The organism is Microbacterium sp. 10M-3C3, assembly GCF_003931875.1.
Classification (GTDB): Bacteria; Actinomycetota; Actinomycetes; order Actinomycetales; family Microbacteriaceae; genus Microbacterium.
In genome coordinates this window covers 2,003,930-2,017,781 of sequence record NZ_CP034245.1, presented here as the reverse complement: position 1 = coordinate 2,017,781, position 13,852 = coordinate 2,003,930, and the positions used below count along the sequence as shown (strand labels likewise).

The 13,852-nt window shown below is 73.3% G+C and carries 17 protein-coding genes; 14 read left to right on the top strand and 3 right to left on the bottom strand.

The window, feature by feature from the left end:
* Nucleotides 1-24 precede the first annotated feature (24 nt).
* Nucleotides 25-1,002 (top strand): TetR family transcriptional regulator, encoded by a 978-nt coding sequence (locus EI169_RS09705; RefSeq protein ID WP_125132140.1) that lies wholly within the window; start codon nucleotides 25-27, stop codon nucleotides 1,000-1,002.
* Between the two features lie 65 nt (nucleotides 1,003-1,067).
* Nucleotides 1,068-2,630 carry a signal recognition particle protein gene (ffh, locus tag EI169_RS09700; protein ID WP_125132139.1) on the top strand — a complete coding sequence of 521 codons (1,563 nt, stop codon included), beginning with the start codon at nucleotides 1,068-1,070 and terminating at the stop codon, nucleotides 2,628-2,630.
* 12 nt (nucleotides 2,631-2,642) lie between these two features.
* Here ffh and EI169_RS09695 read toward each other — a convergent pair whose 3' ends face one another.
* A complete protein-coding gene (locus tag EI169_RS09695; RefSeq protein WP_125132138.1) occupies nucleotides 2,643-3,353 on the bottom strand; it encodes an SGNH/GDSL hydrolase family protein in 711 nt (236 codons plus the stop codon).
* Nucleotides 3,350-4,588, bottom strand: coding sequence for a glutamate--cysteine ligase (locus EI169_RS09690; RefSeq protein WP_125132137.1), 1,239 nt, complete (start codon nucleotides 4,586-4,588; stop codon nucleotides 3,350-3,352). The genes EI169_RS09695 and EI169_RS09690 overlap by 4 nt, the downstream gene beginning before the upstream one ends.
* Before the next feature lie 202 nt (nucleotides 4,589-4,790).
* Here EI169_RS09690 and rpsP point away from each other — a divergent pair, with 202 nt between their 5' ends.
* The 4 genes from rpsP to trmD are packed head-to-tail and all read left to right on the top strand — an operon-like array spanning nucleotide 4,791 to nucleotide 6,822.
* Complete coding sequence (rpsP, locus tag EI169_RS09685) at nucleotides 4,791-5,216, top strand: 30S ribosomal protein S16 (RefSeq protein WP_125132136.1); 426 nt, start codon at nucleotides 4,791-4,793, stop codon at nucleotides 5,214-5,216.
* Between the two features lie 4 nt (nucleotides 5,217-5,220).
* Nucleotides 5,221-5,451, top strand: coding sequence for an RNA-binding protein (locus EI169_RS09680; protein ID WP_125132135.1), 231 nt, complete (start codon nucleotides 5,221-5,223; stop codon nucleotides 5,449-5,451).
* On the top strand, nucleotides 5,451-6,116 hold the full coding sequence (rimM, locus tag EI169_RS09675) for a ribosome maturation factor RimM (RefSeq protein ID WP_125132134.1): 666 nt from the start codon (nucleotides 5,451-5,453) through the stop codon (nucleotides 6,114-6,116). Before EI169_RS09680 ends, rimM begins: the two co-directional genes overlap by 1 nt.
* A 1-nt stretch (nucleotide 6,117) precedes the next feature.
* On the top strand, nucleotides 6,118-6,822 hold the full coding sequence (gene trmD / locus EI169_RS09670) for a tRNA (guanosine(37)-N1)-methyltransferase TrmD (RefSeq protein WP_125132133.1): 705 nt from the start codon (nucleotides 6,118-6,120) through the stop codon (nucleotides 6,820-6,822).
* Between the two features lie 9 nt (nucleotides 6,823-6,831).
* Here the strand turns inward: trmD and map are convergent, their stop codons facing one another.
* Nucleotides 6,832-7,614 (bottom strand): type I methionyl aminopeptidase, encoded by a 783-nt coding sequence (gene map, locus EI169_RS09665; RefSeq protein WP_125132132.1) that lies wholly within the window; start codon nucleotides 7,612-7,614, stop codon nucleotides 6,832-6,834.
* Between the two features lie 108 nt (nucleotides 7,615-7,722).
* On the opposite strand from map, the gene EI169_RS09660 reads away from it, so the two are divergent.
* The 8 genes from EI169_RS09660 to dprA all read left to right on the top strand — a co-directional run bounded on the left by EI169_RS09660 (nucleotide 7,723) and on the right by dprA (nucleotide 13,845).
* A complete protein-coding gene (locus EI169_RS09660) occupies nucleotides 7,723-8,214 on the top strand; it encodes an MFS transporter permease (RefSeq protein WP_125132131.1) in 492 nt (163 codons plus the stop codon).
* A 191-nt stretch (nucleotides 8,215-8,405) separates the two neighbouring features.
* Nucleotides 8,406-8,753 carry a 50S ribosomal protein L19 gene (gene rplS, locus EI169_RS09655; RefSeq protein WP_125132130.1) on the top strand — a complete coding sequence of 116 codons (348 nt, stop codon included), beginning with the start codon at nucleotides 8,406-8,408 and terminating at the stop codon, nucleotides 8,751-8,753.
* 130 nt (nucleotides 8,754-8,883) lie between these two features.
* Nucleotides 8,884-9,642, top strand: coding sequence for a signal peptidase I (gene lepB, locus EI169_RS09650; protein WP_125132129.1), 759 nt, complete (start codon nucleotides 8,884-8,886; stop codon nucleotides 9,640-9,642).
* Nucleotides 9,639-10,298: a ribonuclease HII gene (locus EI169_RS09645; protein WP_125132128.1), complete on the top strand. Its 660-nt coding sequence runs from the start codon at nucleotides 9,639-9,641 to the stop codon at nucleotides 10,296-10,298. The genes lepB and EI169_RS09645 overlap by 4 nt, the downstream gene beginning before the upstream one ends.
* A gap of 53 nt (nucleotides 10,299-10,351) precedes the next feature.
* A complete protein-coding gene (locus EI169_RS09640) occupies nucleotides 10,352-10,675 on the top strand; it encodes a DUF2469 family protein (protein ID WP_125132127.1) in 324 nt (107 codons plus the stop codon).
* Between the two features lie 91 nt (nucleotides 10,676-10,766).
* Nucleotides 10,767-11,129 carry a YraN family protein gene (locus EI169_RS09635; RefSeq protein WP_125132126.1) on the top strand — a complete coding sequence of 121 codons (363 nt, stop codon included), beginning with the start codon at nucleotides 10,767-10,769 and terminating at the stop codon, nucleotides 11,127-11,129.
* Nucleotides 11,126-12,664 (top strand): YifB family Mg chelatase-like AAA ATPase, encoded by a 1,539-nt coding sequence (locus tag EI169_RS09630; RefSeq protein ID WP_125132125.1) that lies wholly within the window; start codon nucleotides 11,126-11,128, stop codon nucleotides 12,662-12,664. Before EI169_RS09635 ends, EI169_RS09630 begins: the two co-directional genes overlap by 4 nt.
* Nucleotides 12,661-13,845: a DNA-processing protein DprA gene (gene dprA, locus EI169_RS09625; protein ID WP_125132124.1), complete on the top strand. Its 1,185-nt coding sequence runs from the start codon at nucleotides 12,661-12,663 to the stop codon at nucleotides 13,843-13,845. The genes EI169_RS09630 and dprA overlap by 4 nt, the downstream gene beginning before the upstream one ends.
* The last annotated feature ends 7 nt before the right edge of the window (nucleotides 13,846-13,852 follow it).

Genomic DNA, 13,852 nt, shown 5'->3' with positions numbered 1-13,852 from the left:
CCTGCGCAGGCCTACGCTGAGGACATGACCGATGCGCGCAGCGGACGACCCCGCGCGTCCTCGCGCGACGTGCTCGCCGAGGCCGCGTGCGAGCTGTTCCTCGAGCGGGGCTACGACGCGACGTCGGTGTCGGACATCACGCGACGCGCGGGCGTGAGCCGCTCGAGCTTCTTCAACTACTTCTCGTCGAAGTCCGACGTCCTCTGGGGCGCTCTCGACGACCGTCTCGCGCGCTTCGCCCACGCGCTGCGCGCCGACACGGCACCCGAGCTCGACGTCGCGGTGCGCGCCGCGGTGCGCACGCTGCTCGACGGCTTCGCGCCCGACGCCCTCGCCCTCGCATGGGCGCAGGCCGACGCCATGGGCCTCGGCGACGAGTTCGTGCGCGAGGCGGGCGTCCGCCGCGCCCGCGTCGCGCAGGCCGTCGCAGAGCGGCTGCGCCGAGGCGGCGTCGATGCGCTGCGCGCCGAGGTCGTGGGTGCCGCCTACGGCGGCGCGGTGCTCGCGGCGATCGCGCAGTGGGCGCTCGCCGGGGCGGGCCGTGTGCCCCTCTCCGACGTTCTCGACGCCGCGCTCGTGGCGGTGCCGGGCGCCGCGGCTCCCGCCGGGGTCCGCCAGCTGCGGGTCGTCGTCCGCACCTCCGACCTCGACGCCGCGCTCGCCCTGTACCGCGACACCGCCGGCATGGCCGAGCGCGCCGCCTTCTCCGGCGACGGCGACGCGCGCGTCGTGATCCTCGACGCGGGACAGGCGACCCTCGAACTCGCGAACCCCGCGCAGGTGGATTTCATCGACGCCGTCGAGACCGACGGGCGCACGCCGAGCGACCGCATCCGCGTCGCCCTCGAGGTGGCGGATGCGACGGCCGTCACCGAGCGGCTCACCGCGGCCGGGGCGCGGCTGGAGGCCGCCCCCCGCGTGACGCCGTGGGGCTCCCGCAACAGCCGTCTCCGCGGGCCCGACGACCTGCAGCTGACCCTCTTCGAGGAGGGCGCGGGCTGATCCGGGCGCGACCGGGCGCGGAGCCGACGCCGGACGGCCGCGCCGCCGCGTAAACTCGGGGGATCATGGCTACCTTCGGCACGCTCTCCGACCGGCTCACCGAGACCTTCCGCAACCTGCGCACGAAGGGCAAGCTCACGCCCGCCGACGTCGACGGGACGGTCCGCGAGATCCGCCGCGCGCTCCTGGACGCCGACGTCGCGCTGCCGGTCGTGAAGGATTTCACCGCCAAGGTGCGCGAGCGCGCCCTCGGCGACGAGGTCAACCGCGCGCTGAACCCCGCCCAGCAGGTCGTGCAGATCGTGAACGAGGAGCTCGTGGCGATCCTCGGCGGCCAGCAGCGGCGCCTGCAGTTCGCGAAGAACCCGCCGACGGTCATCATGCTGGCGGGCCTGCAGGGCTCGGGCAAGACGACGTTCGCGGGCAAGCTCGCGCGCCAGCTCGAGAAGGAGGGGCACACGCCCCTGCTCATCGCGGCCGACCTGCAGCGCCCGAACGCCGTCAACCAGCTCCAGGTGGTCGCCGAGCGCGCCGGTGCCGCGATCTTCGCGCCCGAGCCGGGCAACGGCGTCGGCGACCCCGTACGCGTCGCGCGCGACGGCGTCGAGTACGCCCGCCGCCAGCAGCACGACACGGTCATCATCGACACCGCCGGTCGGCTGGGCGTCGACGCCGAGCTGATGAAGCAGGCCGCCGACATCCGCCGGGCCACCGATCCCGACGAGGTGCTGTTCGTCATCGACGCCATGATCGGTCAGGACGCCGTCAACACCGCCAAGGCGTTCCAGGAGGGGGTGGACTTCACGGGTGTCGTCCTGTCCAAGCTCGACGGAGACGCCCGCGGCGGCGCGGCCCTGTCGGTCGCGTCGGTCACCGGTCGCCCCATCATCTACGCGTCGACGGGCGAGGGACTCGACGACCTCGAGGCGTTCCACCCCGACCGGATGGCCTCCCGCATCCTCGACCTCGGCGACATCCTCACGCTCATCGAGCAGGCGCAGCAGGCGTTCGACGAGGCCGAGGCGCTCAAGGTCGCCGAGAAGCTCGCGACCGAGACCTTCACGCTCGAGGACTTCCTCGAGCAGATGCAGCAGATGAAGAAGATGGGCTCCATGAAGAAGATGCTCGGGATGCTCCCGGGCATGGGCTCCATGAAGCAGCAGCTGGAGAACTTCGACGAGCGCGAGATCGACCGCACCGAGGCGATCATCCGGTCCATGACGCCGGGGGAGCGCCGCAACCCCAAGGTGCTCAACGGCTCACGCCGCCTGCGCATCGCCCGCGGTTCGGGCATGACCGTCACCGACGTCAACCAGCTCGTGCAGCGCTTCGAGCAGGCCGCGAAGATGATGAAGACCGTCGCCCGCGGCGGTGTGCCCAACATCCCGGGCGTCGGTCCGGTCCCCGGCGCCGGCCGCCCCGGTGCCTCGGCCAAGCGCGGCAAGCAGCAGAAGCAGAAGGGCTCGCGCTCGGGCAACCCCGCCAAGCGCGCCGCTGAGAACGCGGGCATCGCCGCGGCCGCACCGGCCGCGCCCACGGGCTCGGGCTTCGGGCTCGGCCGACCCGGTGCCGCGCAGCCCAGCGAGGCCGACCTCGCGGAGCTGCAGAAGATGCTCGGTCGCGGCTGAGCGGCCGCGCACTCACAGCGTGACGCCGGCGTCGTCGAGCGCCGCGCGCACGCGCTCGGCCAGCACGCGCTGCCCCTCGGGCGTCGGGTGCTCGCCGTCCGCCTGCAGCAGGTCCTGATCGTCCTGCAGGGGCTGGCCGAGCGACACGAACACGCCGCCCGCGGCATGCATGGCCGCGCGCAGCGCGTCCGTGCTCCCCGTGATCGCCGCGGGTGTGTCGCCCGGCACGTTCCACAGCGCGCCGATCCCGACGAGCTGCGCGCCGGGAAGGGCGCGGCGCAGCTCCCGCACGGCCGCGGCGGCCGCGGCGTCGATGTCGTGCGGGTCCTCCTCGAGGTCGTTGTCGGAGGCCTGGACGATGACGACGGCGGGATCGAACGCGATCGCCTCGTCGACGAGCGTCGAGAAGTCGGTGCCGCAGTCGCCGACGGCGACGAAGCCGGCGCCGCTGCACGCGAGATTCACCAGCGGCACGCCGGTGCGCCGCGCGAGCAGCTCGGGCCACGCCTCGCCGGGCTCGAGACCGTAGCCGGCCATGATCGAGTCGCCGATCGTCACGACCGCGTGCGCGTCGTGCGATGCCGCCGGCGCGGCGGAAAGGGCGGCCGAGGGGCGGGGGGAGGTCGCGGCCGGGGCGGCGTGCGCCACCGGCGCGCACGCGGTCGCGACGGCCAGCACCACGGCGGCGATGCCGAGCGCGAGCAGGCGTCGGACCACGGTCACCCGGGCACGATAGAGCGCGACCTTATGAATCGCGCGACCGCGCGGTTCGCGCGTCGCCGATGTCGCGCGGTTAAGGGCCGCAGCGACGCCAGGTGCTCGCGCAGGGTCGGCCCGCCCCGGAACTCGCGGATGAGGTGGCGGACGACCTCGCGCAGATCGCCGTCGGCCGCCTCGGCCACCGCGATCTGTCGCGCCGAGCTGCCGCCGGTGGCGAGGATCGTCTCCAGGCCCGAGAACTCGCGCGCGCACTTGAGCTCCGCGGCGATGTCGACGAGTTCGTCGCACGTCTCCCGCAGATGCTCGGTCACGGGCGCCTGACGGCCGTCCGCGTCGACGATGATGCGGGCGTCGAGCCCGTACCGCGCCGCGCGCCACTTGTTCTCGCGAACGAACCACGGCGGGATGCGCGGCGTCGGCCGCCCCTCGTCGAGATCGCGCGAGAACTTCTCCACGAGGGTCTGCACGAGCGCGGCGACCGCCGCGAGCTCGGGGAGCGTGGACATGCCGTCGCACGCGCGGATCTCGATCGTGCCCCAGCGCGGCGCGGGGCGGATGTCCCAGCGCACCTCGGTGGCGTCGGCGATCACGCCGGTGGAGATCATGCCGTCCAGGTACGCCTCGAACTGCGCCCAGTTCTCCAGCTGCCACGGCAGCCCCGCCGTCGGCAGCTGCTGGAAGACCAGCGCGCGGTTCGAGGCGTAGCCGGTGCGCTCGCCGGCCCAGAACGGGCTCGACGCCGACAGCGCCTGCAGGTGCGGCAGGTACACCGACAGCGCGTCGATGAGCGGGAAGACCTTTGTGACGTCCTCCACGCCCACGTGCACGTGGATGCCCCAGATCATCATGTTCCGACCCCACCACTGCGTCCGCTCGATGAGCTTGTGATAGCGGGTCTTGTCGGTCACCTGCTGGTCGTACCACTGCGCGAACGGGTGCGATCCCGCGCACAGGAGCTCGACCTCGCGCGGCTCGGTCTGCGTGCGCACCGCCGCGATCGCGTCGGCGATGTCGTCGACGGCGGCCGCCACGGTGTCGCCGATGCCGCTGGTCAGCTCGATCGTGTTGGTCAGCAGCTCCTGGGTGACCGTGAACCGCTCGAGCCGCGTCTCCTCCTCGAGCGCGTCGATGATCTCCGGGGCGCGACCGGTGAGGTCTCCCGTCTCCCGGTCGGCGAGCATGAGCTCCCACTCGATGCCCACGCTCGAGCGCGCGGAGGGGGCGAACGGCTCCGTCATGCCGTCAGTCTGTCAGGCGCGGGCGCCCTGCGGCCCGCCGCCTCCGGTGCGTTTCGCAGCATGTCGGGTTCTCTGGCAGAATGGAGGGTCGGAACGGCTGCTCGACCCTCTATCCAGCGCCGGACCTCCTCAGAGCTTCCGCCGGGTGTGCACCCCACGCTCCAGGCGTTCGGTTCGTTACCTTCCATCCATCAGGAGAATCGTGGCTGTCAAGATCCGCCTCAAGCGCCTCGGAAAGATCCGGGCGCCCTACTACCGCATCGTCGTGGCCGACTCGCGCACCAAGCGCGACGGTCGCGTCATCGAAGAGATCGGCAAGTACCACCCGACCGAGGAGCCCTCGTTCATCGAGGTCGACTCGGCCCGCGCGCAGTACTGGCTCGGCGTCGGCGCGCAGCCCTCGCCGCAGGTCCTCGCGATCCTCAAGCTCACGGGCGACTGGGGCACCTTCACGGGCGACAAGAACGCGGTCTCGACCGTGAAGACCGCCGAGCCGAAGGCCGCCTTCGAGGTCGACGCGGCCAAGAAGTCGGTCATCAAGCCCAAGGCCGAGAAGAAGGCCGAGGCGCCCGCCGCCGAGGCGCCCGCCGCCGAGGCGCCGGCCGACGCGGCCGCCGACGCCGAGTAACCCGGTGCTGGCCGCCGCGCTCGAGCACGTCGTCAAGGGGATCGTGGATCACCCCGACGACGTCACCATCCGTACCCGCACGTCGCCGCGCGGCGACGTGCTGGAGGTGCGCGTGCACCCCGACGACCGGGGTCGCGTGATCGGGCGCGGCGGACGCACGGCCAAGGCCCTGCGCACCGTCGTGGGCGCTCTGGCCGACGGCCAGCGCGTGCGCGTCGACGTCGCCGACGACTGATGGCGGCCGCAGCGCAATCCCGCCCGCCCAAGCCTGCGCGCACGCAGCTGCGCGTCGGCCGGCTGGTCAAGGCACACGGGCTCAAGGGCGCCCTCAAGCTCGAGCTGTACACCGACGACCCCGAAGGGCGCTTCACGCCCGGCGCGACCTTCACACTGCAGGTCCCCACGTCGTCGCCGTGGCACGGCAAGCCGCTCACGGTGCGCGAGTTCAAGTGGATGAACAGCCACCCCGTCGCGTTCTTCGAGGGCGTCGACGACCGCACTGCCGCGGAGGAGCTCGTCCGCGCGATCCTGTGGATCGACGAGGATGCGGCGGCCGCGCCCGCGGAGGACGACGCGTGGTACGACCACCAGCTCGTGGGCCTCGACGTCGTGCGGGACGGTGACGTCATCGGCCGCGTCGTGCGCGTGGACCACCTGCCCGCGCAGGACCTGCTCATCGTGAACCCGGCCGGCGACGGCGAGCGCGAAGTGCTCGTGCCGTTCGTGAAGGCGATCGTCCCCGAAGTGGATGTCGCCGCCGGCCGTGTCGTGGTGACCCCGCCTGCCGGTCTGTTCGAGGACCTCCCGGGCGAGGACGCCGAGCCCGAGCCCGGCGCGCCCGACGACGGCGCGGAGGACGAGCACGCCGGCGCGCCCGAGGCGGGCGACCGCGAGGACTGACGTGCGCATCGACGTCGTCTCGATCTTCCCGGCGTTCTTCGACGCCCTCGAGGTATCGCTGCTCGGTCGGGCGCGCGGATCGGGGATCCTCGACATCCGCGTGCACGACCTGCGCGAGTGGACGCACGACCGCCACCGCACCGTCGACGACACCCCGTACGGCGGCGGCGCCGGCATGGTCATGAAGCCCGAGCCCTGGGGCGAGGCCCTCGACGCGATCGCGGCGGAGGCCGCGCGTCCCCCCGTCTTCGTCTTCCCCTCGCCCGCCGGCGAGGTCTTCCGCCAGAGCACGGCGCGCGAGCTGGCGCTCGAGCCGCACCTGGTCTTCGGCTGCGGCCGCTACGAGGGCATCGACGAGCGCGTGTTCGAGTACGCCGCCGAGCGCGGCACCGTGCGCCTCGTGAGCCTCGGCGACTACGTGCTCAACGGCGGCGAGGTCGCCGCCATGGCGATGATCGAGGCGATCGGGCGACTCGTGCCGGGCGTCGTGGGCAACCCGGAGAGCCTCGTGGAGGAGTCGCACGAGGACGGCCTTCTGGAGTATCCGTCGTACACCAAGCCGTCGGAGTGGCGCGGGCGCGCCGTGCCGCCCGTCCTCCTGAGCGGCAACCACGGCGCCGTCGCGCAGTGGCGCCGCGCCCAGCAGCTCGAGCGCACGCGCAGCCGTCGGCCCGACCTGCTCCCGCCCGCCGAGCGCGGCGAGTGAGAGTCGGCGTCAGTCGACGCCCAGGAACGATCGGTCGGTGAGGACGACCGGGCCGTCCGCGGTGATCGCGACGGTGTGCTCGGAGTGCGCGCCGCGCGACCCGTCGGCGCTGCGCAGCGTCCAGCCGTCGGCATCCGTCACGAGGCGGTCGGTCGAGGCCAGGAACCACGGCTCGAGCGCAAGCACGAGCCCGTCGCGCAGCGGATAGCCGCGACCCGCCTTGCCGTCGTTGGGCACGTGCGGGTCGCCGTGCATCTCGTGGCCGACACCGTGACCGCCGAAGTCGGTGTTGATGCGGTAGCCGTCGGCCTGGGCGACGGCCGCGATCGCGGCGGAGATGTCGCCGATGCGGTGGCCGACGACGGCGGCGTCGATCGCCGCATCCAGGGCGCGACGCGTCGTGTCGATGAGGGCGAGATCCTCGTCGCGCGGCGTGCCCACGACGAACGACACCGCCGAGTCGGCGACCCAGCCGTCGACGGACGCGGCGAAATCGAGCGACACCAGGTCGCCGTCGCGCAGCGTGTAGTCGTGGGGGAGACCGTGCAGCACCGCGTCGTTGATCGACGTGCAGATGACCTTTCCGAAGGGGCTCGCCCCGAAGGACGGGTGGTAGTCGATGTAGCACGAGACCGCGCCCGCCGCGCGGATCATGTCGTGCGCGCGACGGTCGATCGTGAGCAGGTTGGTGCCGACCTTCGTCTCCGCGCGCAGCGTCGCCAGCACCTCCGCCACGAATCGCCCCGCGGGGCGCATGGCCTCGATCTCGGCCGGCGTGCGCAACTCGATCATGGGAATCCCTCCGTCCCCACCATCATCCCGGATGCAGCGGCCGTGAGGTTGCCGTGCGAACGCCCCGCGGCCGGGACGGCGGCCTGCCGCCGCGCGTACCCTGAACCCATGTGGCTTCGGCGCGCGTTCTTCGGCTGGCTCATCCCGTCCGCCTTCGTGCTGCCGCTGTGGCTGTTCGCGGGCTGGATCGCCTTCGACGCCGGCGGCTGGGCGCTGGTGTGGGTGCTGTTCCTCGCGATGCCGTCGGTGTTCTTCGGCCAGCTGATCCTGACGCTGCTCGTGCGCGCGCGCGGCACGGTGCGCGCCGAGCGCGCCGTGTCATGGTGGGACGTGGTGGGCTTCACCACGTGGCACGCGTCGATCGTGGCCACCGGCTTCTTCGCGTCCGCGTGGTTCGCGCCCGTCCTCGTGCTCGCGATCGCCTCGTTCGTGGCGCTCGTGTGGCTGTCGCTGTGGCAGCTGTGGGACGAGGGGCGCGCTCGCGCCCGCGTCTACCTGCGCGCCGCCGACGGCACCGGCTACATCCCGCCCACGCGCCCGGCGCCCGCCGCTGCGGTGCCGGAGATCGTGGTCGTGCAGGAGCGCCCGCCCGCGCCCTGAGCACCGGGCCCGCGGCGTCGCGCCCGGCCGCTGCGGTTTGGGAGCCGCGGACATCCGTGGCAGAATGGATGTTTGTGCCCTGACCCGGCTCTGCCTCAGGGGAGTCCGCCGCGTCCGCGCGGCTCGGGCACACCGAAAACCATTCCATTCATCGTGCGGTCGACCTGTGGCGGCCGCAGGAAGAGAAGATCATGCAGATCCTCGACGCCGTCGACGCGGCATCGCTCCGCTCCGACATCCCCGAGTTCGCCCCCGGCGACACGGTGAAGGTCCACGTCAACATCACCGAGGGCAACCGCTCGCGCATCCAGGTGTTCCAGGGCGTCGTCCTCGGCCGCTCCGGCGACGGTGTGCGCGAGACCTTCACGGTCCGCAAGATCAGCTTCCAGGTGGGCGTCGAGCGCACTTTCCCGGTGCACAGCCCCGTCATCGACCACATCGAGGTCGTCACGCGCGGCGACGTGCGCCGCGCCAAGCTGTACTACCTGCGCGCGCTGCGCGGCAAGAAGGCCAAGATCAAGGAGAAGCGCGACCGCTGATCCGATCGACGAACGCCCCGGCTGCGGCCGGGGCGTTCGTCGTCTCATCCGCGTCCGTGTCCGACAGCCGGGCCGGGATATGCGACCCTGGTAGCGCGGTTCGCGCAGTCGGGCCCGGTGAAGGATCTCCATGAGCAGTGAACAGGCCGTGCCCGTCGCGGACGCCGCGCGCCCGCGGGGCCGCGAGGGCCGCCGCCGCGGGTGGCTCGTCTTCCTCCGCGACGTGCTCATCATCGTCGTGGTGGCGCTGCTGGTCTCGTTCCTCGTCAAGACCTTCCTCGTCCGCTCGTTCTACATCCCGTCCGCGTCGATGGCGCAGACCCTCATGGTCGACGACCGCATCCTGGTCGATGAGATCACTCCGCGCTTCGGCGCGTACGAGCGCGGCGACGTCGTCGTCTTCCGCGATCCCGGCGGGTGGCTGCCGCCCTCGACCGAGCCCGCACGGCCGCCGGTCGTCGAGGCGATCGACTGGGTGCTCTCGCTCGTCGGCCTGTCGGCTCCCGACAGCGACGACCACCTGATCAAGCGCGTGATCGGCCTTCCCGGTGACCACGTGGTGTGCTGCAACGCGCTCGGACAGACGACCGTCAACGACGTCCCGCTCGACGAGACGCCGTACCTGAACCTGCCTCCCGGCCGCACGGCGCCCGAGCCGGTGCCGTACGACGTCACGGTGCCCGACGGCTCGCTGTGGGTGCTCGGCGACAACCGCGACAGCTCGCGCGACTCCCGATACAACCAGGACCAGCCCGGCGGCGGCTTCGTGCCGCTCGAGAACGTCGTCGGCCGGGCGTTCGTCGTGACCTGGCCGCTCAACCGCTTCGGGCCGATCGATTTCCATCACGACGTGTTCGCGGGGGTGCCCGCGGCGGGAGACGCGCCGTGACGGTGGTCGAGCCGCGGCTGACCCTTGAGCGTCGACTCCTGAAGGAGCATCCGATCGTCATCGCGTGCGACGAGGTGGGACGCGGCGCGCTCGCCGGCCCCGTCGCCGTGGGCGCGGCCGTGATCGACCCCGAGCGCTCGCGCAAGCGCGTGCCCACCGGACTGCGCGACTCCAAGCTCGTGCCCGAGCCGCGACGCCCCGAGGTGGCCGCGCGCGCGGCGTCCTGGGTCGCCGCGAGCGCGGTCGGCTGGGCGAGCTCGGCGGAGATCGACGAGGTCGGCATCATGCGCGCGCTCGGGCTCGCCGCCATCCGGGCGCTCGCCGACCTGCGCGTGCACGGCGTCGCACCCGAGTCGGCCATCGTGATCCTGGACGGCAACTACGACTACATCACCCCCGCGGGAGCGATCGGGCTGCGCGTGCAGCCCGTGATCAAGGCCGATCGCGATTGCGCGAGCGCGGCGGCGGCCTCCGTGATCGCCAAGGTCGCCCGCGACACGCTCATGACCGGACTGCACGACGAGCTGCCCGCCTACCAGTGGGCGCGCAACAAGGGCTACGCGAGCCCCGAGCACCGCGAGGCGATCCGGTCTCAGGGCATGAGCGACCACCACCGGCGGTCGTGGTCGATCGCCGACGCGCCCACGCTGTTCTGACGCTTCGGACGCCGCGGCCCGCCGGTGCCGGTCGGCCTAGGATGGGAGACACCATGGATGACGATGTCTTCGAGGATTACGACCGCGAACTGGAGCTCGCGCTGTACCGCGAGTACCGCGACGTCGTCTCCCAGTTCCAGTACGTGATCGAGACGGAGCGGCGCTTCTACCTCGCCAACGAGGTCAACGTCGTGCGCCGGGACACCGAGCACGACTTCTACTTCGAGATCTCGATGACCGACGTGTGGGTGTGGGACATCTACCGCGCCGACCGGTTCGTGAAGTCCGTGCGGGTGCTGACGTTCAAGGACGTCAACGTGGAGGAGCTGTCGCGGCGCGACTTCCAGCTCCCCGAGGAGCTCTCGCTCGACGGCTGAGCCGTCCTCCCCAGGGCCGGCGCGCGTGCAGGACTGCACGGATCGGACGGCCGCGACGCGCGCGGGGTGGGCGCGCGCCGAGGCTGTCGGCATGGCAGCGAAAGACGACCTCGGCCGAGCGGGCGAGGAACGCGCGGCGCGCTATCTCAGCGGCCGCGGCTACGAGATCCTCGACCGCAACTGGCGGTGTCCGCAGGGCGAGATCGACATCGTCGCGGTCGACGGGCGGCGCCTGGTCGTCGCCGAGGTGAAGACGCGGCGCAGCGACCGGTTCGGGCATCCGCTGGAGGCGGTCGACCGCCGCAAGGCGCAGCGGCTGTGGCGGCTCGCGATGGCGTGGATCCGCGCCCACCCCGAACAGGCGCGGGGCCGGATGCTGCGCCTGGACGCCATCGCGATCGTGGGCGACGATCCCGCCATGGGTGCGCTCGAGCACGTCGAGGTCGTCCCATGACCACGGCGCGCACGCTCGCGGTCGCCCTCGCGGGCCTGGACGGGGCGGTCGTCGACGTCGAGGCCGACCTCACCAATTCGACGCCCGGCTTCCGGATCATCGGGCTGCCCGACAAGGCGATCGGCGAGGCGGCGCAGCGCGTCGCGAACGCGTGCGCGAACCGCGGCGCCGAGCTGCCGCGCCGCCGTCTGACCGTGAATCTCTCGCCCGCGTCGCTGCCCAAGCACGGCTCGGGCTTCGACGTGGCGATCGCCGTCGCCGCGGTGGCGACCGATCTCGATCTCGATCACGCCTCCCTTGCCCGCACGGTGCACATCGGCGAGCTCGGACTGGACGGGCGCCTCCGCCCGCTGCCGGGCGTGCTGCCCGCGGTGCTGGCGGCCCGGCGCGCCGGCGTGCGCCACGTCGTCGTGCCGGCCGCGTGCGCGCCCGAGGCCGAGCTCGTCTCCGGCGTGCACGTGCATCCCGCGGTCTGCCTCGCCGATGTGCTCCGCCTCCACGGCGGCCGGGTGGAGGCCGCGGAGCTCGCACCCGTCCCCCTGCCCGACGACACGGCCGAACGCCCGGGCGGCGCCGATCGTCTCGACCTCGCCGACGTGATCGGCCAGCCCGAGGCGGTGGAGGCGCTCGTCGTGGCTGCGGCCGGCGGTCACCACGTGCTCATGAGCGGGCCGCCGGGTGCGGGCAAGACGATGCTCGCCCGGCGGCTGCCGGGGATCCTCCCACCGCTCGACGACGACGCGGCGCTCACGGCGGCGAGCATCCGCTCGCTCGCCGGGATCCCCGTGCACGACCTCGACCGCCGTCCGCCGTGGGAGGCGCCGCATCACAGCGCGAGCATGGGCGCGCTCGTCGGCGGCGGATCGCGTATCGTGCGCCCCGGCGCGATCGCGCGGGCCAGCGGCGGTGTGCTGTTCCTCGACGAGGCGGGCGAATTCGCCGCATCCGCCCTCGACGCGCTTCGCCAGCCGCTCGAGAGCGGCAGCATCGCGATCCACCGCGCCGGGGCGCATGCCCGCTATCCCGCGCGGTTCCAGCTCGTGCTCGCCACGAACCCGTGCCCGTGCGGGCAGTACGGCGTGCCCGGCGGCGACTGCACGTGCGCGCCGGTCGCGATCCGGCGCTACCTCTCGCGGCTGTCCGGGCCGCTCCTGGACCGCATCGACATCGAGCTGTCGCTGCGCCGCGTGTCGATCGCCCACCGCACGAGCGTCGAGGAGGGCGTGGTCGACTCGGCGGCGGCGCGCGAGCGCGTGCGAGCAGCGCGAGAGCGGACGATGCACCGGCTGCGCGATACGCCCTGGCGGCGCAACGCCGACGTACCCGGCACGTGGCTGCGTCAGGGCCCCGCCGTCCCGCCGCCGGCGCTGCGCCGGCCGTTGGATGCCGCGCTGCAGCGCGGCGCGCTCACGCTGCGCGGCTATGACCGTGTGCTGCGCGTGGCGTGGACCCTGGCCGATCTCGCGGGCCGCGCCGCGCTGGAGGTCGACGACATCGGACGCGCGCTGTTCCTCAAGCGTGGAGTGACGGCATGAGCGCGTCACCGCTGGGCGCGGCCGACCCTCGCCGGATGCTGCGGGGCCTCCGCGCCGACGGCGACCAGGACGCGCTCGCACGCGCAGCCTGGAGCATCATCACCGAGCCGGGCGACGCGGTCGCCGGACGCCTCGTCGCGGCGATGGGCGCCGGCGCGGCGCTCGCGGTGGCCACGGAAGGACCCGGCGTGGCGCGGAGGGCCGAGTTCGACGGGCTCGACGCGGGACGCGAGCGCTGGGCGCCGCGGCTCGCGACGCTGGATCGCGCGCTCGAGGACGCGCTCGACCGCGCGCGGCGGGTGCGCGCACGCCTCCTCGTGCCCGAGGACGCGGCGTGGCCGCGCCGGCTCGCCGACCTGGGCGAGCACGCGCCCCACGCGCTGTGGGTCGTGGGGGAGCGCGGCATCGCCGACCCCGCACCCGCGCTTGCGGTCGTCGGAGCCCGTGCGTCGACCGGGTACGGCGAGCACGTGGCGACCGAGCTGGCCGCCGGGGCCGCCGCCGCCGGCGTGGTCATCGTCTCGGGGGCGGCCTACGGCATCGACGGCGCCGCGCATCGGGGTGCGCTCGCGAGCGGCGGCGTCACGGTCGCGCTCCTGGCCGGCGGCGTCGACCGGCCGTATCCGGCGGGGCACACCGACCTGCTCCGCCGCATCACCGCGCAGGGCGCCGTGGTGGCGGAGACGCCGTGCGGCACGGCGCCGAGCAAGTGGCGCTTCCTCGCGCGCAACCGCCTGATCGCCGCGCTGTCGGATGCGACCGTGGTGGTGGAGGCGGGCATGCGCAGCGGCTCCCTCAACACCGCGGCCCACGCCGCGACGCTCGGGCGTCCCCTCGGCGCGGTGCCCGGACCGGTCACCTCCGCCGCTTCCGCCGGGTGCCACCGGCTCCTGCGCGAGTTCGATGCGACGTGCATCACGCGCGTGCACGACGCCCTCGAGCTCTTGGGGTTCGAGGCGCGGGACCCGAGTCGGGAGCCGGTCCCCGACCGCGACCTGTCGCGGTTGCTGGACGCGGCCAGCGCGCGGACCTCACGCGACGCGGCCGAGCTCGCGCGGCTGAGCGGCCTCTCGGTGCGAGAGGCGGAGGCGCGGATCGGGCTCGCGGTGCTCGCCGGTCACCTTCTCCCGGCCGATGGCGGATGGCGCCGCGCGGCCTCGCGCCCCCGCTCGAGATCGTGACCCGCAC